The sequence below is a fragment of the Halocynthiibacter sp. genome (assembly GCF_049608145.1).
GTDB lineage: Bacteria > Pseudomonadota > Alphaproteobacteria > Rhodobacterales > Rhodobacteraceae > Halocynthiibacter.
This window is the reverse complement of the sequence record NZ_JBMYXF010000028.1, coordinates 19,766-40,342: the sequence shown is the minus strand read 5'-3', so window position 1 is coordinate 40,342 and position 20,577 is coordinate 19,766. Positions and strand designations below refer to the sequence as shown.

Genomic DNA, 20,577 nt, shown 5'->3' with positions numbered 1-20,577 from the left:
ATCAACAAGTTGCGCTTCTGCACAGTGAAAACCGGTTTGGGTCGACAGATATCGCCTTGACGCCAGATGGCCCCGTGGTGGTTGAAGTGAACAATGGATGTGCTTTTGAGCTGGTGCAAATGGCGACCGGACAAGGGTTTTTCACCGATGAAATCCTGTCCTTCTTTGAAGAATGCAATGTAAAGCTTTAGAAACCACCGCCCTTGTTGATACAGCTTGCACAAATCGATGTTTCAACAGCTGTTTTGTGCAATGATCGGAAAGCGCTTTTGAACACACACCCCTTGCTTGCCAGGGCGTGGGATCACATATAGGGTGCGCGGCAACATAAAACTTCGCCGGGCATTCCGGCTCAGACAGAGAGACCCTTCATGGAAACCATTGCTCAGTTTATCCCCCTTATTGCGATCTTCGGGATCATGTATTTCCTGCTGATCCGTCCACAGCAAAAGAAGATGAAAGAACATCAGGAAATGGTGTCTGCGTTGCGTCGCGGTGACCAAGTGATCACCCAGGGTGGTTTGATCGGCAAGGTCGTAAAGGTCAAAGAGGGCGACAACGAAGTGGAAGTTGAACTGGGCGAAGGGGTGAAAGTACGTGTCGTGCAATCCACAATTGCCACGGTTTTGTCCAAGACAGAGCCCGCGAAATAATTTAATTTTCAACAGATTACAGGGAAGCCTTCAGGTTTCCCTGTTTTACTTCTGACAGACGGATTTGGCGAATGCTTGATATCCCCCTCTGGAAGCGGATCATGATCGCAGCACTTTGTGCGCTGGGATTGTGGCTGGCGCTTCCAAATGCATTTTATACAACGGTTGAACGTCACAATGATGCGCTGGTCGCCATTGAAGAAAATGGCGCGACACCTGATCTTCAGGCGGATGTGGATGCCTGGCCTTCTTATATGCCGGCATCACTGGTGAACCTTGGCCTTGATCTGCGCGGCGGTGTGCATTTGCTTGCCGAAGTTCAGGTCGAAGATACATATGCCACCCGTATGAACGGCATGTGGACGACGGTGCGTGACACATTGCGTGCGGAACGCGCCACCATTGGTGGTGTGCGCCAGCAAGATGCTGAACCGGGGTTCCTTCGGGTGCGTATTGGCAATGAAGATGCCATGCCACGTGCACTGGAACTTTTGCGCAGCCTGGCACAACCCGTAACCACACTGGCCGGTGTGGGCGAGATGGATCTTGTGTTTTCGTCCCAGGGCGATGTGATCACGATCACCCTGTCAGATGCAGAAAAAGCAGCGATGGATGAACGCACCCTGGTGCAGACCCTTGAAATCGTGCGCCGCCGTGTGGACGAAGTCGGCACCCGTGAACCCACCATTCAGCGCCAGGGCACCAATCGTGTGCTGATCCAGGTGCCAGGTCTGGGCAGCGCGGAAGAGCTGAAAGAACTTCTGGGCACCACGGCAAAGCTGGAATTCCGCCCCGTTGTACGTCGGACAACCGATCCGGACGTATCCCCGGGCGCGGGCAATGAAATCATGCCATCTGTTGATGAACCGGGCCAATATTACATCGTTGAAAAAGGCGCGGTTGTCGGTGGTGAAGATCTGACCAATGCGCAACCGACTGTTGACCAGAACGGCGGCCAGGCGGTTAGTTTCAGTTTCAACATCTCGGGTGCTAAGAAATTTGGCGATTACACCGCCGAAAATATAGGATCCCCCTTTGCGATCGTTCTGGACGGCGAAGTCATCTCTGCCCCGACCATCCAAAGTCACATCGCGGGCGGGTCCGGCATTATCACCGGGCGTTTCACAATTGAAGAAACCATCAAACTGTCAGCACTTTTGCGTGCCGGTGCATTGCCTGCCAAGCTCAGCTTTGAAGAAGAACGCACCATCGGCCCCGAACTGGGGCAGGACAGCATTGAGGCCGGGCGCATCGCCTGTATCGTCGCCTTTATCGCGGTTCTTGTCTTTATGGTTCTGTCCTATGGCACCTTTGGCATGTTCGCCAATATCGCCCTGATCATCAACGTCGGGCTGATCTTTGGCCTGCTGTCCCTGATCGGTGCAACCCTGACCTTGCCGGGCATTGCTGGGATCGTTCTGACGATTGGTATGGCGGTGGATGCCAACGTGTTGATCTTTGAACGTATCCGTGAGGAGTTGAAGGCAAAACGTGGCCCCGCGCGTGCGATTGAACTGGGCTATGAAAAAGCCCTATCCGCGATTATCGACGCCAACATCACCACATTCATCACCGCTGTGATCCTGTTCTTGATGGGCTCTGGTCCGGTGAAAGGCTTTGCGATTACGCTGGGCCTTGGCATTATCACATCCGTGTTTACCGCGATCTTCGTGACCCGCCTTGTGGTGGTGATCTGGTTCGAACGTAAACGTCCCAAAGAGATCGAGGTATAAGAGATGCGTTTGAAACTTGTTCCATCTGAAACCAACTTTGATTTCTTTTCACGCGGCGCACTGACAGGTGGCTTTTCGGTTCTGATGATGGTGGCTTCTGTCGTGCTGTTCTTCATGATGGGCCTGAATTTCGGGATTGATTTCCGGGGGGGGACCACCTTCCGGACCAATGCGGACAATACAGTTGTTGTCGGGGATTACCGTGATGCGCTGGCGCCTCTGGGGCTTGGTGATACATCTATTGTTGTGGTGCAGGATCCTCTGAACCCAGACAATAATGTCACCCAAATCCGGATCGAAGCGCAAGATGCTGCTGTGGCATCGGACACGACAGCCGCTGTACTGGCCGCACTTCAGGCGGTTGATGAAACTCTGCGTTTTGAAGCGGTTGAAAGCGTTGGTCCAAAAGTATCGGGTGAACTTGTGCAGACCGCTGTTTTGGCTGTTGTTGCGGCGATTGCGGCTGTGTTGTTCTACATCTGGCTGCGGTTCGAATGGCAGTTCGCCCTGGGCGCTGTCGCGGCGCTTGTCCATGACGTGATCATCACAATCGGGGCGTTTGCGCTGCTGCAAATCAAGTTTGACCTTGCGATCATCGCGGCCCTTCTGACGATTGTCGGCTACTCGTTGAACGATACGGTGGTGGTGTTTGACCGGGTGCGGGAAAACCTGCGCAAATATAAGACGCGCGCACTGCACGAGGTTCTGAACCTGTCGATCAACGAAACCCTGTCGCGTACCGTGATGACATCTGTCACCACATTGATCGCGCTGATTTCGCTGTTTGTTTTGGGTGGTGATGTGATCCGGGGCTTTGTGTTTGCAATGATCCTGGGTGTGGTCATCGGGACATATAGTTCGGTTTTCGTGGCCTCGGCCATTCTGAACCGTCTGGGTGTGAAACGTGACTGGTCCAAGGAAGCCGCGCGCAAAGTCAGCGGTCAATTCGCTGATATCGATGCCTGATTTCCTGTCCCCTTTGCTGGCTGCGGCCATGGCAGAGGGGACAGTCTTTCTATGCTTTGGTGTGGCGCTTGCTGGCTTCATCCGCGGTTTTTCTGGCTTTGGAACCGCGCTGATCTATCTGCCCTTCGCGGCACAGATCCTGACCCCATTTGAAGCCCTAACCACCCTTATCATCATGGACCTGATCGGCCCGTTGCCACTGGTGCCCCAGATGTGGCGTGACAGCCACCGCCGGGATGTGCTTCGCCTTGCTGGGGGCATGGCGCTGATGTTGCCACTGGGGCTGTATATCCTGTCACTGATTGCCCCCGAGATTTTCCGCTATCTGATTTCCGGCGTCACGCTGGTTCTTTTGTTCCTGCTGATCTCTGAGGTGCGCTATCCCGGCGAGCTGAAGAAATACATGATCTGGATGGCGGGTGGTTTGGGTGGTTTCCTTGCGGGTGTCGCTGGCATTCCCGGCCCGCCAGTGATCCTGCTGTATATGGCAAGCCAGCACACGGTATCCGTCGTGCGCGCCAATATTTTCCTGTATCTTCTTCTGACAGATATTCTGATGCTGGGGGTTCTTTGGCTGTATGGCGAGTTGATCCCATCAGCGATTTGGCTGGGCCTTGTGATTGCGCCGGTTTATCTGCTGGCAAATGTTGTGGGCGCTGCTATTTTCAAACCAGAGTTTGAGCGGGGATATAGAATCCTTGCCTATATCGTGATTGGCGGGGCCGCCATTTCCGGCCTGCCACTGTGGGATTAAGCCATGCGCCTGAATGAAATCAGCTATACCGACGCGAAACCTGTAGATGGCTATGGCCCGGGTTTTTTCCGTATTGGCGGCAAAGTGTTTGAGGGGCATGTGATGATCTCGCCTATGGGGGTGATCGCCTGGGGGGGCTATGACGACACGGACACGTTGATTGAGATGTTGAAAGATCAGGTGGATGTGGTGTTTTGTGGCACGGGCGAAGATGTCGCCCATCCACCGCGTGCCTTTCGTGAGGCCTTAGAAGCAGTGGGCATCGGGGTTGAACCCATGTCATCGCCATCGGCGGCGCGCACCTATAATATCCTACTGTCCGAAGGCCGCCGTGTGGCTGCGGCAATGCTGACAATTTGATAACCTGTTTCATGTGATACATGCTGTCTGAAACCAACCGGAACCCTGATGAACGATACAGGCGATACATCTGAAGACCTGCCGCGCGGCGCATTGCTGGTTGAAAACCTGACATGTGCGCGTGGGGGCGTGCCTGTTTTGCGCGGGGTCAGTTTTAAACTGTCGCCCGGGGTTGCGGTTCTGCTGCGTGGGCCCAATGGCGTTGGCAAGACAACGCTTTTGCGTACCATCGCCGGGCTGCAGCCGTCTTTGCGGGGGCGATGTAAGGCCAATGGCACGATTGCCTGGGCAGGTCATGCAGATGCGATCAAGGCGACGTTAAATGTGCAGGAAAACCTGAAATTCTGGGCCGCAGTTCATGGCGCAGGCACGATGGCTGCGCGCCAAGAAAAAGTGGATCAGGCGGTTGAGAGCTTTTATCTGCGTGATCTGCTGCTGCGCCCGGCACAAAGCCTGTCAGCCGGTCAGAAACGTCGTCTCGGTCTGGCACGTCTCTGTGTGACCGGCGCCGAAATCTGGGCGCTTGATGAACCCACGGTGTCGCTTGACGCGGACAGTGTCATCCTGTTTGCCGACGCTGTACGGGCGCATTGCGCGGCAGGCGGATCGGCCCTGATCGCCACGCATATTGACCCGGGTGTTGAGGCCGCAACACTGGATCTGCAGCCTTATTCCACACGCCGCGACCTGAATGATGTGCCACCGGAAACGGAAGACACACCTGTCGGGGACGAAGGGTTTCTGGAGGACGGCAACCTATGATCGCGCTTTTGATCCGGGATCTTCGTATTGCGATGCGCGCAGGGGGCGGGGCGGGGCTTGGCCTTGCATTCTTCCTGATGGTGGTGATCTTTGTTCCATTGGGCGTGGGCCCTGAAACGCAATTGTTGTCACGCATTGCGCCTGGCATTCTGTGGGTTGGGGCGCTGTTGGCCTGCCTTTTGACGTTGGACCGTATCTTTGCGCTGGATTTTGAAGATGGCACGCTGGACGCATTGTTATGTGCACCTTTGCCCTTGTCCGGTGTGGTTCTGGTGAAATCCATCGCGCATTGGCTGGTCACCGGCCTTCCCTTGACGTTGATTTCACCATTGCTGGGCGTTTTGTTGAATTTACCGGCAGAAGGGTATTTCTGGCTGATGGCCTCGCTGTTGCCGGGCACGTTGTCCCTGTCTGTCATTGGTGCATTTGGCGCGGCGTTGACCGTGGGGGTGCGCCGGGGCGGGCTGTTGTTGTCGTTGCTTGTATTGCCTTTGTATGTGCCGACACTTGTGTTTGGCGCGGAATGCGCCAGCGCCTTAATGAACCTCAAAGATCCGGTCGCACCCTTTATCTTCCTGCTGGTGATCACCTTGGGGTCTGTGGCGTTCCTGCCGATGGCGGGGGCGATGGCTTTGCGCGCGAACCTGCGATAAAGCGTCCCCTTGAAGCCCGTTGAAAAGAAAGCTAGCTAGGCGCCATGTCACTTTGGGAATATGCAAATCCAACAAAATTCATGCGCCTTTCCGGCGCGGTTTTGCCGTGGGTTTCTGTGCTTGCTGGCCTGTCTGTGGTCAGCGGTCTGATTTGGGGCTTTTTCCTGACGCCTGAGGATTTCAAGCAGGGTTCAACTGTTAAGATCATCTTTATTCACGTGCCTGCCGCGATGCTGGCGATCAATGCATGGTTTATGATGCTTGTTGCGTCTTTAATCTGGGTGATCCGCCGCCATCATGTCTCAGCACTTGCTGCGCGCGCCGCCGCACCTGTTGGGTTTGTCATGACCCTGATCGCCCTGATCACCGGCGCGGTCTGGGGGCAGCCCATGTGGGGCACCTGGTGGGCCTGGGATCCGCGTCTGACATCCTTCCTGATCCTTGCCCTGTTTTACCTGGGCTATATGGCCCTGTGGGAAGCGGTGGAAAACGCTGATACCGCCGCTGATCTGACATCCGTGCTGTGCCTTGTGGGGACGGTCTTTGCGATCCTGTCGCGCTATGCTGTGAACTTCTGGAACCAGGGGTTGCATCAGGGCGCATCCGTGGGTCGCGTCGATGCCGTCACCGGCGCGGATACGGCTGAGAAAGTCAGCAATGTCTATTTTTACCCATTATCGCTAAGCATCCTTGGGTTCTTCCTGCTGTTTATTGCGCTGGTTTTACTGCGCACCCGAACCGAAATTCGCCTGCGTCGCAGTTCCGCCCTGCTGGCCCGTGAAAGGATTGGTTGAGATGCCGGAACTTGGGAATTACGCATTTGAGGTCTTACTGGCCTATGGGATCAGTCTGGTCCTGATCCTTGCGCTGTGTGGCGCCAGCATTGTCCGGGCAAGACGGGTGACCAAAGCCCTGCGCGAAATCGAAGCAAGACGGAAACAATCATGAAATTCAATCCGATCCTGGCCCTGCCACCTGCTATTTTTGGTGGGTTTCTGATTTTTGCGTTTTTGGGCCTTGGGGGCGAGAAGGGCTTTGAAGGTCGACAGGGTGCCATTGCGCCGGATCTGTTTGTTGAACCTCTCGCTGATATGGCCGAAATCCGTCATGAAGATCTGACCACGGGGGGCGTGAAATTGGTGAATTTCTGGGCCAGCTGGTGCGCCCCTTGTCGTGCTGAGCATCCAAACCTTGAAATTCTGAAATCCGAAGGTGTGCCGATTTACGGTGTGAACTATAAGGATGACCCAGTGAATGCGGTTGAGTTTCTGCGTGAACTTGGCGATCCATATACGGCAATTGGCGCGGATCCAACAGCCCGTACAGCCCTAGAATGGGGCGTCGCCGGGGTTCCAGAAACTTATATTCTTGATGCGGAAGGGCGGATCATACAGCGTTTTGCGGGTCCGATCACAGAACGCACTTTGCAGGCCATTATCCGACCGGCGCTAGAGCGTGCAGCGGGCCGGGAATAGCCCACTGCACTAAGTGTTGTGTCTCTGCATCTTGCTAAGCAGCGCAAAACGCGCAGCATAGATCAGCCTTCAGGTGAGGATGAATGGCATGACGGCCAAGAGGCAAAGCAACCCTGTTTCTAGCAGGGGGAGTGGAAGAGAGGTCCGACGGGCGGAGCCTTTGGGTAAACTAAGATCAATCATAAACACACTACTGTTCTTACACAGGTTAATATTCGCCCAGGAAAACATGTGAATCCAGCAAAAATCACAGAAATTTTACACAATTGAATGTTCGTTGCATTTTGCAAAGCCATTAAGGCGGGCCTGTGACGAAGTTTTGCAAATTGATAGGGGAATGTGGCGAATGCGTCGCGAAGAAGGCAAAAACGACCGGCGCGCCAGATTCTGATCAACGGTAAAATCGGTTTCGATGAATCGATCCGGTGAAATTTCGGACATGTGAAGAACCAAATACAACGGATGTACCCGGGACTGGGCTGCTCTCAAAACGTTGATTGGCGTTTGATCCAATGGGCCGTTACAGTGGGGATGAGAGAAGGATACAGGTACATGATCAGACAGATTCTTGGTTCCGCAGCTGTTGCGGTGTTTTCCCTGGCCGCGCCGGTGTTGGCGCAAAACAGCAGCAATCCGGTTGTGATTGAACTTTATACATCTCAAGGCTGCAGTTCCTGCCCTCCGGCGGATGCGTTGCTCAGCGAATATGCGCAGCGTGACGATGTGATCACTTTGGCGCTGCATGTGGATTACTGGGATTACATCGGCTGGGCTGATACATTTGCCCGCCCGGAACATACCCAACGCCAGCGTGGCTATGCCGCTGCCGCGCATACGCGCACGATTTATACGCCGCAAATGATCCTGAATGGGGAAACCCATATCGTTGGCAATCAACCCGCCGATCTTGAATTGGCGCTCCTTGATCAGCAAAATAAGGCGGACCAGCTGGATCTGACGGTTGAACGTGGTGATGGCGTGATTTCCGGTGTGGTACGGAACCTGGGATATCAACCCTCTGATGAGGGGCTTGTTGTGCAGCTTGTGCGGTTTATTCCGGAACAGGCTGTTGAGATCCGTCGCGGGGAAAATGCGGGAAAAGCAATTACCTATACCTCAGTTGTGACACAGATGGACGTGCTTGGCACTTGGGATGGGAAAGACGACTTGCAGATCAATGCTCAAGTATCTGATGAAGATGCCGTTGTTGTACTTGTGCAGGAAGCCAATCACGGATCGGTTTTGGCTGCGGCACGTCTGCGCTGAACTTTTTCAATAATTTCCGGTTTCCAGCGGCGGTGAATCCAGAACCACTGATCCATATGGTCACGGGTGACGTGTTCCAGCTCGCGGTTCAACTCCGCCAGCATGGTTTCGGGGTCACTGTGTTCAACCGGCGTGCCGGTGCGAATTTCAAAGCTGAAACCATCTGATCCACGTATGCCCCAGACAGGCAGCAAAAGCGCATTGTATTTCAGGGCCATAACGGCGGCTGACAGGCTGGTCATGGCTGGTTTGTCAAAAAAATCCATGGCCACGCCAGAAGACGTGTGATTGTCGATGAAGAAGCCCAGAACACCACCGCCGCGCAGAAAACGCATCATTTCTACCTGTCCCTTGCGGGAACTTGGGAAAATTGGGCTGCCGATTTCGGCGACTGATTTCACGTAATGTTCGTTGAAAAAACGGTTGCTCATCGGGCGATATAGGGCGCCGATATTGAACCCTCGATCAATCAGTGCAGCCCTTGGTGCATCGTAATTTCCGAAATGCCCCGTAACCAGAACGACAGGGCGACCTTGTTCGCGGGCATCTTCCAAGGCTTTCAACCCGGGGCCCGTAATCGGCATGCTGGCGGCGTGTTTTTTGAAGGTGGCCCCTGAATAAATCTCGATTAGGGATCGACCGGCATTGTTGGCAACCGCATGTTCAAGGCGTTTCACTTCGCTGTCGGGCAGATCGGGGCAGACATATGCAAGATTTTCGCGGACACGTTTTCGCCAGCCAGCAAGGGGGGCGACAACATGTTCGAAAATCCGCCCAAACAGCGCAACACGCGTGCGGTAGGGCAGAAGGCTCATGAAACCAAGGGTGCCACGTGCGAGAATATTAACAGCGAAATCAGCAATGTCTTTGCGTTGCACAACCATAGTCACGTTGGTTCCTGTCTGACGTATCTTGGGAATACGTCAGGTTACCAGGCATCGCAAGTGAATTGGACGCCTGAACATGAACCAGCTGCCCTTTGCCTGGGGATGACGTGGTATGGCTAGGGACACAGACATCAGGCGTCCTCAGGCTCTTCTTCCTCGTCTTCTTCGATTTCCAGCAGTACAATTTCGTCCGCATCTGCCAATCGGCGCAATTCAGAAACAATTTTGCCCATTGCGGCTTCGCCAATTTCTTCTTTAACCTCGCCGCGGGCTTCCATGTCTTCGCGTAGGCTGTCCGCCAGTCGTGACGACATTTGTGACAACATGAAATTAACGGTTTTTGAGTTGTCGCTTTCGGGATCCACTGAAGCAAAGGCAAAGGCATCGATCTGCGCGCCGGTTTCAACATCGCGCAGCACTTTTGTGACATCCATCGGGTCAAGACGGGTTGCGATATGGGCGAAGGTAAAGATGGATTTGCGCACCTCACGCGCAAATTCGCGATCTTCATCTTCAAGGCTTTCCAGAAGATCATCCCGCACGGCCGCTTTGGCCTGATTAAGGATCGCACCAACCCGGTTCTCGGCAGCTTCTTCAAAGGCCATGGGTTTATGTGAATCAAGCTGGCTGGCCAGAGAAAGCCCAATACGTTCAATCGCATCAGGGCTGACCGTGCCGGTCATAGACATGGCCCAGGTGATCTTTCTGGCAATCGCACCAGGAAGAGAGCTAAGCAGTTCAGCGGCGCGTGAAACGGACAGTTTTGACAAGACCACGGCGGCAATTTCGTTGCTTTCACACATCAGCATTGTGCGCAGTTTTTCGTTTTCCAGCCGTTCCAGCCGCAGCCAGGGATCTGAAATGGCCTTCAAACCGATCTCCCGCCGCATTTTCTGGATGGTGGTTTCATTTATAACCCCTTCCAAATCGGTCAACGCCCCTTCCAGACCACGGGAATTGGTCAGGCCGATTGTGACCAGCTCTTTCAGAAATTCTTTGGCCACTTCGCGAGATGTTTCGCGTTTCACAATCCGCATCGATGCCATGTGTTCGGTCAACAGGACCTGGCAGGATTCAGGCAATTCCTGAAGGGGCAGTTTAATGTCTTCATTCAGCAGAAGGCGCACCAGAATCGCGGCTTTCTGGCTTTGCGGCAGACCGGGAACCGCGGGAAGATGTTCATCGCTGTTGCCCTGTCCGCCAATTGCGGGCAGGGGCGGGGGCAGGGGTAGGCCTGGTAATCCGTCGGGCAAGGGGTTCTCCATCGCTTTACCGGCTTTCCGCCGGGTTTCCCCGACTATGGCCGTCAAAGCGTTAAGAGACCCCTTACAGGTTACAGATTATTCGCCGAAAACACGCTTGAAGATCGTGTCGACATGTTTGGTGTGATAGCCCATGTCGAATTTTTCGTTGATACCATCTTCGCCCAAAGCTTTGACAACCTCAGCATCGCCCAGCAGCAGTTCACGGAAATCAAGGCGTTTTTCCCAAACTTGCAACGCGTTACGTTGCACCATGGAATAAGCGTCCTCGCGGGATACACCCGCCTGGGTCAGGGCCAAAAGCACACGTTGCGACATCACGAGACCTGGGAATTTGTTCATATTGTCCAGCATGTTCTGCGGGAACACGAGCATCTTTTCAATCACGCCAGCCAAACGGTGCAGGGCGAAATCAAGGGTCACGGTCGCGTCAGGGCCAATCGCACGTTCAACGGAGGAATGCGAAATATCGCGTTCATGCCACAGCGCCACGTTTTCCATCGCAGGGATCACCGCCATACGCACCAGACGCGCAAGACCGGTCAGGTTTTCGGTCAGGACAGGGTTTTTCTTATGCGGCATCGCGGATGAACCCTTTTGCCCCATAGAGAAGAATTCAGCACCTTCCAGAACTTCGGTGCGCTGCATGTGGCGGATCTCAATCGCGACGTTTTCGATGGAAGACGCAATCACACCCAGCACGGAAAAGAACATCGCGTGACGATCACGTGGGATCACCTGTGTTGAAATCGGCTCAGGGCGCAGACCCAGTTTCGCACAAACATGTTCTTCCACGGCGGGGTCGATGTTTGCGAATGTGCCAACAGCGCCTGAAATCGCGCCAGTTGCGATTTCTTCGCGCGCCGCCAAAAGGCGGGCTTTATTGCGATCCATTTCCGCATAGAAACGCGCAAATGTCAGACCCATTGTGGTGGGTTCCGCGTGAATACCGTGGGAACGACCAACACGCACGGTGTCTTTATGTTCCAACGCGCGGGTTTTCAGCGCGGCCAGAACACGATCAACACCGGCCAAAAGGATGTCAGCGGCGCGCACCATTTGCACGTTCAAACAAGTGTCGAGCACGTCAGAAGATGTCATGCCCTGGTGCACAAAACGCGCCTCTTCAGAACCAACATGTTCCGCCAAATGCGTCAGAAACGCGATGACGTCATGTTTGGTCACAGCCTCGATTTCATCAATGCGCGCCACGTCAAATTCAACGTCTTTTGCTTTCCAGACCGCATCGGCGTTTTCGCGTGGGATCACACCAATGTCAGCCATCGCATCACAGGCGTGGGCTTCGATCTCATACCAGATCTTAAACTTGGTCTCAGGGGACCAGATGGAAACCATTTCAGGGCGGGAATAACGGGGGATCATGGCAAGGCCTTTATGCGGGTTGGCGTTGCTCCCAGTCTCATAGGGGGTGGGGCGAAATTTGCAAGTCTTGCGGCTGGATTAGGTCACGCTTGCCTGAAATCCGGGCATCTGTCATGAAAACACATGCGTAAATTTCTGATATTCTGTCTTTTCACCCTGATTATTCTGTTTCTGTTCAGTTTTGCCGGGGTGCTGCATCCTTTGGGGGATTCGTTTGCGGTGTTTCGCTGGCATCTGGCGGGCGCGATTGTGGTGACCTGCCTCATGGCAGCCCCCAAACAAGGCCAAGAACGCTGGGTCTGGGCGGCCGTTGCCTTGCCCGCTTTTGCGGCTTTCGCCCAAATCACATGGCAAGGCAGTTGGGCCACCAGCACGCCGGATTTTGACTATCAGATCTATCAGAAAAACATGTCGTTTCGGATGGGGGACACAAGGCCATTGCAGGCTGATATCTTGGCGGCAGAGGCTGATTTTGTGATGCTTCAGGAGGTGGATAGTGGCAATCTTCAACTGCTGACTGGCTTGTCTGAAACCCACCCGACACAAGCCTTCTGCGATTTCGCACGCGTGGGCGGGGTCGCGGTTGTGACGCATTTTCCACGCACGGAAACACCTGTGGTTTGCGATGCCGGCAGCGGCATGGTCGCGATGCAGGTCCAAACCCATTACGGAACGCTTTGGCTTGTGTCTCTGCATTTGCATTGGCCTTATCCCTATGGACAAGCCGCGCAAGTTGATCGGATTGTCCCACAGCTCGCAAGGCTTGATGGCGCGGTGCTAATCGCGGGGGATTTCAACATGGTGCCTTGGTCACACACGCTCAGACAAATTGCGCAGGCCACAAACAGCAGTCGCGCAGGCAATGTGCTTTATACACTCCCAATGAAAGATGGACTGATCACTTTGCCCATTGATCACGTCCTGGTGCCCGGCCATTTTGCCACTGAAAGCCAGCTGCGCCCCCTGCTAGGGTCTGACCACCTAGGGGTGTTGGCACGTTTTACAATGCCGCGCTGATCTTTCATCTTGCCCGAAATACTCCGGGGGTTTGGGGGCAGCGCCCCCATTCCGTCACTCCGCCAGACAGGTCTTAATCTCAGAACTGCTTTCCAGCGTCTTATGCACCGGACACTTATCTGCGATCTCCAGCAGACGTTGACGTTGATCCGCATCCAGATCCCCTTCCAGCCGGATCATCCGGGAAAAGCTGTCAATCTTTGAACCGGGGGGGGCGATGCTGCCGTCGCCTGCGTCCTGGGCGTGCACCTTGTCGTGGCTTACGTCCACTGCAACATGTTTCAGTGGCCAGCCCTTGCGGCGGGCATACATGCGGATCGTCATCGACGTACAAGCGCCAAGCCCGGCCGCCATGAACCCATAAGGCGACATGCCGCGATTGGTGCCGCCATAGGCCAGCGGCTCATCGGCCACGGCGTGATGCAATGGGCCGCTTTGGACGTCCTGCATAAATCCATTCGCATCGGCTTCAGACACACGCACGATCCCTTCTGGTGCGCCAATGGGCGGGGCAGGTGGACGCAGATCCATATATTTCCCGGCCCAGCTTGCGATGACCTCGGCGGCATATTCCGCGTCACAGGCATCGGTGATCAAATGGTCGGCTTTATCAAGTGTCACAAAGCTTTTGGGGTGTTTCGCCGCGCCAAAAATCTCGGCTGCGTTTTCGATACCGACAGTTGTGTCCTGCGGCGCATGCATGACCAGCAGGGCGCGGTTCAGTTTGGCAATGTCATCGGCCAGGTTTTCACCCGCCACATCATCAATGAATTCTTTGCGGATGGTAAAGGGACGCCCGCCCAGATCCACGGTCGCTTTGCCTTCGGCACAGATCTTGCCCAATGCACCGCCAAAGTTATGGGTCACATGTTCCGGATCAAAAGGCGCGCCAAGGGTGGTCACGGCTTTCACACTGTCGATACGACCAGCCGCTTTCAGAACCGCAGCCCCGCCAAGGGAATGACCGATCAAAAGGCCCGGGGCCATACCGCGTGCACTCAGATAGTCAGACGCAAGGATCAGGTCAGAGACGTTGGATGTGAAAGACGTGTTCTCAAACTCTCCAGCGGAATGGCCAAGCCCTGTGAAATCAAAGCGCAACACCGCAATCCCCATGCCCGCCAGACGCCCGGCAATGCGACGTGCCGCGGTGATGTCTTTGGAACAGGTAAAACAATGCGCAAAAATCGCAGTGCCCAGATGCGGGCCTTCGGGCAAATCGAAACGTGCGGCAAGCTCTTCACCGCTGTGACCTGTAAATGTTACGCGCTCTGTGGGCATTGGGGCATCCTTTATTGCAGAACCCACAACGTGGCGCTTCATCATCAGGCTTGCAAGCCGCCCAGGCGTTACTTCACGCGAAGGTGAGGGCTTGTGCTGAGACGTGATTTAAAAAGTCACTTTCAGAAATCTCAAACAATGGGCCAGGCCGCCATTTGTTCCATTTATGTGTTTCCCCGAGGCAATGATCACTTTGTCATTGCCTCGGGCGTTGTGGTTATTCACCGCAAAGGGCGGCATCAAATGGGTATTTTGTTAGGTTTTCATAGCCGTCTTCGGTGATCAAAACCTGATCCTCCAGTTTGATCGAGAAATCACCGCCTTCGGGGCTGACCAAAGCTTCAACACAAAGCACCATGCCGGGTTCCAAATCATAGTCAAAAGCGCCTTCAACCATAGCATCAGGATAGGCCACCAAAGGCCATTCATCACACAGACCAACGCCGTGCATCATGCAGCCGTATTTCTGTTTCTGAAACTGATCATCCAGCTTGTGGCAACCCCGGCTCAGATCCTGAATGTTCACACCTGGTTTCAGCATTTCCATATTGGCATCAATATGTTCGCGGCCGTGTTGCATCGCGTAAATCATGTCAGCAGGGGGCTTTTTATCGCCGATCCACCAGCTGCGGGAAATATCAACGCAAATGCCGTAGGATCCGATCAGATCCGTGTCAAAGCTGATGATTTCGTTGTTTTCAATCAGGCGCGGGCCGCATTCTTGGAACCAAGGGTTGGTGCGTTTGCCGGACGTCAGCAGGCGGGTTTCAATCCATTCGCCCCCGCGGCGGATGTTTTCCGCGTGCAGAACCGCCCAGACATCATCTTCGGATACGCCGCCTTTGGGCACCTCTGCACGGGCGAATTTTTCCATTTCAGCCACTGCGATTTCACAGGAATGCGACGCACAGCGCATGGCCAGAATTTCATCCGGCCCTTTGATGCAACGGGCCTTTTCGGTCAGCTCTTCGCCGGGATGAATGTCAAAGCCCTGGGCTTCAAGCGCGCGTAGCCCGTGTAGCATAACTTTATCCACGGCCAGGCGCATATTGCCGCCACCATGTTCCTGGATCAGCACCCGAATTTCGTTGGACAGCGCATCTGCCGCCACATCCACCTTATCGCCACGATCAAAGTAAAACAGATCTGCACCAGACCGCTGTTCGCGAACCAAAGGGTTGAATTCGCTCAGGAAAGGGGACTGTTTGTAATCCCAGATCACCATATACCCATCGGCACAGATCAGAACCGCCCGGAACGGGTTATGCGTGTTCCAAAGCTGCATATTCGTGCTGTCAGTGGCGTAACGGATGTTCAGTGGATCAAACAAAAGAACCCCGCCATAGTCACGTTGATTGATGCCGGCGACCAGACGGTCCAGTCGAAACTGGCGCATGTTTTCTAGGTTGGGCAGGATCAGACCTGCGGCCTCCCATTCTTGCATGGCAAGCAGGGTTGGGCCAATTTCCACGCGATCGTTTTCATTGGGGCTGCCATCGGGCAGGTGGCTGCCTTTGGTTGGATCGATTTTACGTGTGTCTCTGAAATGGCTCATCTGGCTGTCTCCCTTATTGGGTGCAGATTTCGTCACGTCGCAAGGCTTGTCCCGCCTGAAACCGACCAGAAGGAAGTCGGTTTTATGAAGCAATCGATATGGTTTCACGATAGGTCTGGGAAAGACGCGCCAGAAGAAATGGAAACCAGCCACCATGACCAGCGAAATGCCCACGCCCGCCCCATTTCCGATCCTACAGGATCGCCTGCGTTTTGCCCCCTGGATGGATGAGAAATCGCGCCGCTTGCCGGGTGTTATGCCGATGGAGCCGGGACATTGGTTGCAACACGACGAAGCCCGCATGGGGCAGCTGGCCGAAAAGGCCCGTTTGCTGGCCGAGGCACCGGACCGGGTGCATGCTTTGTCAGATGGCGCACGCCCTGCGGCGCAGGAATTGTTGGATCATGTCCTGTCAGAACTGGACAAGACAGACGGGTTCACCCTGACAGATGGACGTGTCGCGTTGCCTGACGGGACGTTGGTGGTGATCGATCACGGTAATCCACTGATCACCCTGTCTCAGCTGATTCAGGAAGATCTGGTGATCATGGAGAAACCTGAGGGATCTGACGAACATGTGCTGACCGGGGCATTGCTGTGTTTTCCCGCCAGCTGGACCCTTGCGCAGAAATACATGAAACCGCTGGTGGCCATCCATGTTCCCGTTGATAACTATGATGAAAATGTCGCAAAACGTGTGCAGCGCATGTTCGATGCCATCCGCCCGGAACGTCCTTTGTGGCGGGCGAATGCACTGTTCTACGAAGATCCATCCCTGTTCCAGCCGCGTGAAGAAAACGCCCCCCGTGTAAAACCGAAATTGGCGATTGCCCCCTATGTGCGTTCAGAACGGCAAAGCATGGTGCGTCTTCCGAAAACCAATGCCGTGATTTTTTCGATCCATACCACTTTGATTTTACGCGAAAACCTGACGCCCGAACAGGCAGCGGCCCTGATAGATCACCCGATTGAAGACGTGCCCGCGTAAGGTGACTATGGGCCAGGGCACAAGCATAGTGTATGGCAACGTGTGTTCGATGGTGATTTCTTCAGGAGGCAGATGGCATGAGTGGCGCAAACCCGACTGAATGGGCATTTGCCCATCTGATTGGTTACAAACGTAACCCACCAACATGGGACGACGACCGGGAATATATTGTTGAGGGTTCTCTGCCCAAAGCGGTCTTTTTGATGTTGGACGGCAGTCAGCAACTCAAACAACAAACCGGCGAAGATTTCGGGTTTTCACATGCTTTCTGGTATGAGTACCTAATGGAAAACGATGATTTTGTCTGGAAAGTTTTCCCCTGGGAGCCGGATAAACCAAAAACACAAATTGACGTTTTAGTGCGGGATCTTATAGGCAGTGATCGCCTCAACAAACTTGAAAGATACGCAGAAATCGTATGGAAATGTATGGAAAAGAGAGGCCTTAGCAAGGCTTTCGAAGAAAAATACCTGCCCAAACCACTGCGCAAGTTGGATCCGGAATTCTTGCGATCATGGATGGCTGGAAAATCTGAAACATAGGGGGATAGATGGGCCGCGTCTGTACAAAAGGCGGATGAGCGGATGCAATCGTCATTTGCCTTCCACCATCAGGCCCGCAAGGCCCGGCGCAAGCTTTCTTCGCGGTCTGGCTGTGATGTTGTTGCGTCCTCCTCCCTTGGCTCCTGGGTCAGGATCGCGGCATCTTCGCAGCGGATCAGAATGCGGTCATGGGCATTCACGCCTGACGTCCGGACACGGGTCGCGATAATATGCAAATCCGGCGTTTCCACCAGAGATACATGTGCATTTTGTCGACGTTTCAATGCCTGTGCATGGGCACCGTTGGTGCGAAATTCCATCGCTAGGTCTTTCAACGCAGCGAAGGCATCCTCAAACCCAAGCGGTCCCTGCGCAACAGAGACCGGCATGCCAAAAATATCTTCAGCCCCATCGGCGTGAAACCCTTTCAATTCAATACCATCATAGTGAAACCCAGACCGAAACCGCCGGGGAATGATAGTCAGTTCTGCGATGGGATGTTGCGCATTTAGCCCCGTAAGCCTGCGAAAATGTGCCACGGAAAACATCGCGGATGTTTCCCCCCAAAAGATCTGATCCGGGCCCAGGGCATCACTGAGCCAACATAAAACATCTGAGACCACTTTCGGTGCGACATCCATGCGGCTGTGGGACAATTGCACATGACTGTTGTGACCGGAAATGGCGGCCTGACGTTCCAGACGTGACAGATCCCCAAGCCCTGCATCAAATCCCCCACTAAAGGCATGGGCGGGCAGGGGAAGACTGTCTGGCGTCAGCTTTAGGGTCACTTCGCCCTGGTGCAACAGGTAAAACCGGCAATCCTCTGCGGGCTGTAGCGCATATTCAAAACCAGGTGATCCGGATAAAGCGGCGCAAAACACATCCGGATGCGCAGCCTCTGGATCGCTGAACAACATTGCAGATGCCGCATGTGGCCGCATAGGCGGTGGCGCCTGAAACCCTTTGTATCCGTGCAAATCGCGCCCTTTCGCTGACCCTGTGCATCAGTCTGGCGGCGGAAGGTTAAAGTTTTCCTGGTGAAATTGGGGATTTCCGTAAAATGCGCAACAATATCGGGGCCATATCAGGCAACACCGCGCAATTTTCGGCAATAAAAAAGGCGCCCCGAAAGGCGCCTTTTCTTGAAATATACTGCGATTAGCAGCTGTAGTACATTTTGTACTCGATCGGGTGTGGCATGTGTTCAAAGGCGTAAACCTCTTCCCATTTCAGGGCCAGGTATCCGTCGATCTGATCTTTGGTGAACACGTCACCGGCAATCAAGAAGTCGTGGTCTGCTTCGAGACATTCCAGCGCTTCACGCAGGGAGGAACATACAGTTGGGATACCGGCCAGTTCTTCTGGTGGCAGATCGTACAGATCTTTGTCAGAGGCGGGGCCTGGATCGATCTTGTTTTTGATGCCGTCAAGGCCAGCCATCAGAAGTGCTGCGAAACACAGGTAAGGGTTCGCCGCTGGATCAGGGAAACGGGCTTCAACGCGCTTGGCTTTCGGGCTTTCGGTCCAAGGGATACGCACAGCACCAGAACGGTTAGACGCGGAATAGGCGCGCAGAACAGGGGCTTCGAAACCAGGGATCAGGCGTTTGTAGCTGTTGGTCGCTGGGTTTGTGAAGGCGTTCAGGGTTTTCGCGTGCTTCAGAATGCCGCCAATGAACCACAAAGCTTCCTGGGACAGGTCTGCGTATTTATCGCCTGCGAACAATGGTTTGCCATCTTTCCAGATGGACATGTTCACATGCATGCCTGTGCCGTTATCGCCATAGTATGGCTTTGGCATGAAGGTTGCAGATTTACCGTAAGCATGCGCCACGTTGTGGATCACATATTTGTATTTCTGCAGCTCATCCGCTTGTTTGGTGAGCGTGTCAAAGACTAGGCCCAGCTCGTGCTGACAAGACGCAACCTCGTGGTGGTGCTTGTCCACTTTCATGCCGATGTTTTTCATCGTGGACAGCATTTCAGAACGGATGTCCTGTGCATCATCAATCGGGTTCACAGGGAAATAGCCGCCCTTGATGCCCGGACGATGGCCCGTGTTGCCCATTTCATATTGGGTGTCAGAATTCCAGGACGCGTCCTGTGCATCAATCTCGAAAGACACTTTGTTCATCTCAACAGAGAAACGCACATCGTCAAACAGGAAGAATTCTGCTTCGGGGCCCATGTAAGCCACGTCACCAATGCCAGAAGACTTGAGGTAAGCTTCGGCTTTCTGCGCGGTGCCGCGTGGGTCGCGGGAATAGGCTTCGCCTGTGTCCGGTTCAACCACGGAACAGTGGATCGCAAGGGTTTTCTCTGCGTAGAACGGATCGATATAGGCAGATGCCGGATCAAGGATCAGTTTCATGTCAGAGTTGTCGATGGATTTCCAACCTGCGATGGAAGAGCCGTCAAACATGAAGCCATCTTCAAAGAAGTCTTCATCAATCATGTCGCGGTGTACAGTCACGTGCTGCAATTTGCCATGTGGGTCTGTAAAGCGCACGTCAACATAAGTAATGTCTTCGTCTTCGATCATCTTCAGAACGTCAGCATAGTTCATCGGATCTTCCTTTTCTGTGTGTTATGAATACTTTCGCATTCGATCTTTAAGTTTCGTTTATTCGTTAAGGTTTCAGAGGTGCGCCCTTACAAAGCGTCGTCACCGCTTTCGCCTGTACGGATCCGGATCGCCTGTTCCACGGGGGATACAAAAATCTTACCATCACCGATTTTATCTGTTTTTGCGGCCTCAATGATCGCTTCGATTGCGTCATCTACCAGATCATCTGGCAGCACGACTTCGACTTTCACTTTTGGCAGGAAATCCACAACATATTCTGCACCGCGGTACAGTTCAGTGTGGCCTTTTTGGCGGCCAAACCCTTTGACTTCGACCACGGACAGGCCCTGCACGCCGACATCTTGAAGTGCTTCTTTCACTTCATCAAGTTTGAAGGGTTTGATGATCGCTTCGATCTTCTTCATGGCGGCGATTCCTGTGGCTGGTTTCGTTGGCACTGTCAGAACATGTT

22 protein-coding genes and 1 pseudogene are annotated in these 20,577 nt (G+C 54.0%); 15 read left to right on the top strand and 8 right to left on the bottom strand.

What is annotated here, in order from left to right; translation table 11 throughout:
* From ACPGUT_RS09980 to ACPGUT_RS09925, 12 genes and pseudogenes are all read left to right on the top strand, one after another.
* Positions 1–191, top strand: a pseudogene (locus ACPGUT_RS09980) (hypothetical protein); the annotation flags it as partial.
* 180 nt (positions 192–371) lie between these two features.
* Positions 372–653 carry a preprotein translocase subunit YajC gene (gene yajC, locus ACPGUT_RS09975; RefSeq protein WP_423990907.1) on the top strand — a complete coding sequence of 94 codons (282 nt, stop codon included), beginning with the start codon at positions 372–374 and terminating at the stop codon, positions 651–653.
* Positions 654–724: 71 nt separating this feature from the next.
* Positions 725–2,386, top strand: a complete 1,662-nt coding sequence (gene secD / locus ACPGUT_RS09970) for a protein translocase subunit SecD (protein ID WP_423990905.1) — start codon at positions 725–727, stop codon at positions 2,384–2,386.
* A 3-nt stretch (positions 2,387–2,389) separates the two neighbouring features.
* Positions 2,390–3,352 carry a protein translocase subunit SecF gene (gene secF / locus ACPGUT_RS09965; RefSeq protein ID WP_423990903.1) on the top strand — a complete coding sequence of 321 codons (963 nt, stop codon included), beginning with the start codon at positions 2,390–2,392 and terminating at the stop codon, positions 3,350–3,352.
* A complete protein-coding gene (locus ACPGUT_RS09960) occupies positions 3,345–4,106 on the top strand; it encodes a TSUP family transporter (protein ID WP_423990901.1) in 762 nt (253 codons plus the stop codon). The genes secF and ACPGUT_RS09960 overlap by 8 nt, the downstream gene beginning before the upstream one ends.
* 3 nt (positions 4,107–4,109) lie before the next feature.
* Positions 4,110–4,466, top strand: a complete 357-nt coding sequence (locus tag ACPGUT_RS09955) for an Mth938-like domain-containing protein (protein WP_423990899.1) — start codon at positions 4,110–4,112, stop codon at positions 4,464–4,466.
* 48 nt (positions 4,467–4,514) lie between these two features.
* Complete coding sequence (gene ccmA, locus ACPGUT_RS09950) at positions 4,515–5,228, top strand: heme ABC exporter ATP-binding protein CcmA (RefSeq protein ID WP_423990897.1); 714 nt, start codon at positions 4,515–4,517, stop codon at positions 5,226–5,228.
* Entirely contained in the window at positions 5,225–5,881 is a 657-nt protein-coding gene (gene ccmB / locus ACPGUT_RS09945) for a heme exporter protein CcmB (RefSeq protein ID WP_423990895.1), read from the top strand. Before ccmA ends, ccmB begins: the two co-directional genes overlap by 4 nt.
* A gap of 44 nt (positions 5,882–5,925) precedes the next feature.
* Entirely contained in the window at positions 5,926–6,675 is a 750-nt protein-coding gene (locus ACPGUT_RS09940; RefSeq protein WP_423990893.1) for a heme ABC transporter permease, read from the top strand.
* Between the two features lies 1 nt (position 6,676).
* Positions 6,677–6,829, top strand: a complete 153-nt coding sequence (ccmD, locus tag ACPGUT_RS09935) for a heme exporter protein CcmD (protein WP_423990891.1) — start codon at positions 6,677–6,679, stop codon at positions 6,827–6,829.
* On the top strand, positions 6,826–7,356 hold the full coding sequence (locus tag ACPGUT_RS09930) for a DsbE family thiol:disulfide interchange protein (protein ID WP_423990889.1): 531 nt from the start codon (positions 6,826–6,828) through the stop codon (positions 7,354–7,356). The genes ccmD and ACPGUT_RS09930 overlap by 4 nt, the downstream gene beginning before the upstream one ends.
* A gap of 552 nt (positions 7,357–7,908) precedes the next feature.
* A complete protein-coding gene (locus tag ACPGUT_RS09925) occupies positions 7,909–8,622 on the top strand; it encodes a DUF1223 domain-containing protein (protein ID WP_423990887.1) in 714 nt (237 codons plus the stop codon).
* On the opposite strand, the gene ACPGUT_RS09920 is transcribed toward ACPGUT_RS09925, so the two are convergent.
* From ACPGUT_RS09920 to purB, 3 genes are all read right to left on the bottom strand, one after another.
* A complete protein-coding gene (locus ACPGUT_RS09920; RefSeq protein WP_423990909.1) occupies positions 8,586–9,506 on the bottom strand; it encodes a lysophospholipid acyltransferase family protein in 921 nt (306 codons plus the stop codon). The genes ACPGUT_RS09925 and ACPGUT_RS09920 overlap by 37 nt on opposite strands.
* 134 nt (positions 9,507–9,640) lie before the next feature.
* Positions 9,641–10,819, bottom strand: a complete 1,179-nt coding sequence (locus ACPGUT_RS09915; protein ID WP_423990885.1) for a FliG C-terminal domain-containing protein — start codon at positions 10,817–10,819, stop codon at positions 9,641–9,643.
* Between the two features lie 30 nt (positions 10,820–10,849).
* A complete protein-coding gene (gene purB / locus ACPGUT_RS09910; protein ID WP_423990883.1) occupies positions 10,850–12,154 on the bottom strand; it encodes an adenylosuccinate lyase in 1,305 nt (434 codons plus the stop codon).
* Between the two features lie 123 nt (positions 12,155–12,277).
* Here purB and ACPGUT_RS09905 point away from each other — a divergent pair, with 123 nt between their 5' ends.
* Complete coding sequence (locus tag ACPGUT_RS09905) at positions 12,278–13,171, top strand: endonuclease/exonuclease/phosphatase family protein (RefSeq protein WP_423990881.1); 894 nt, start codon at positions 12,278–12,280, stop codon at positions 13,169–13,171.
* Between the two features lie 54 nt (positions 13,172–13,225).
* On the opposite strand, the gene ACPGUT_RS09900 is transcribed toward ACPGUT_RS09905, so the two are convergent.
* Positions 13,226–14,452 (bottom strand): alpha/beta fold hydrolase, encoded by a 1,227-nt coding sequence (locus tag ACPGUT_RS09900; RefSeq protein ID WP_423990879.1) that lies wholly within the window; start codon positions 14,450–14,452, stop codon positions 13,226–13,228.
* 217 nt (positions 14,453–14,669) lie between these two features.
* Positions 14,670–16,007 carry a dimethylsulfonioproprionate lyase DddP gene (dddP, locus tag ACPGUT_RS09895; protein WP_423990877.1) on the bottom strand — a complete coding sequence of 446 codons (1,338 nt, stop codon included), beginning with the start codon at positions 16,005–16,007 and terminating at the stop codon, positions 14,670–14,672.
* Positions 16,008–16,161: 154 nt separating this feature from the next.
* Between dddP and ACPGUT_RS09890 the strand changes: the two genes are divergently transcribed.
* Together ACPGUT_RS09890 and ACPGUT_RS09885 are read left to right on the top strand one after the other, a co-directional pair.
* Positions 16,162–16,995 carry a heme-dependent oxidative N-demethylase family protein gene (locus ACPGUT_RS09890; protein WP_423990875.1) on the top strand — a complete coding sequence of 278 codons (834 nt, stop codon included), beginning with the start codon at positions 16,162–16,164 and terminating at the stop codon, positions 16,993–16,995.
* 77 nt (positions 16,996–17,072) lie between these two features.
* Entirely contained in the window at positions 17,073–17,537 is a 465-nt protein-coding gene (locus ACPGUT_RS09885; protein ID WP_423990873.1) for a hypothetical protein, read from the top strand.
* Positions 17,538–17,605: 68 nt separating this feature from the next.
* On the opposite strand, the gene ACPGUT_RS09880 is transcribed toward ACPGUT_RS09885, so the two are convergent.
* The 3 genes from ACPGUT_RS09880 to ACPGUT_RS09870 form a co-directional block, all read right to left on the bottom strand.
* Positions 17,606–18,457, bottom strand: coding sequence for a hypothetical protein (locus tag ACPGUT_RS09880; protein WP_423990871.1), 852 nt, complete (start codon positions 18,455–18,457; stop codon positions 17,606–17,608).
* 241 nt (positions 18,458–18,698) lie between these two features.
* Positions 18,699–20,105, bottom strand: a complete 1,407-nt coding sequence (gene glnA, locus ACPGUT_RS09875) for a type I glutamate--ammonia ligase (RefSeq protein ID WP_423990869.1) — start codon at positions 20,103–20,105, stop codon at positions 18,699–18,701.
* A gap of 86 nt (positions 20,106–20,191) precedes the next feature.
* Positions 20,192–20,530 (bottom strand): P-II family nitrogen regulator, encoded by a 339-nt coding sequence (locus ACPGUT_RS09870; RefSeq protein WP_423990867.1) that lies wholly within the window; start codon positions 20,528–20,530, stop codon positions 20,192–20,194.
* Positions 20,531–20,577 lie beyond the last annotated feature (47 nt).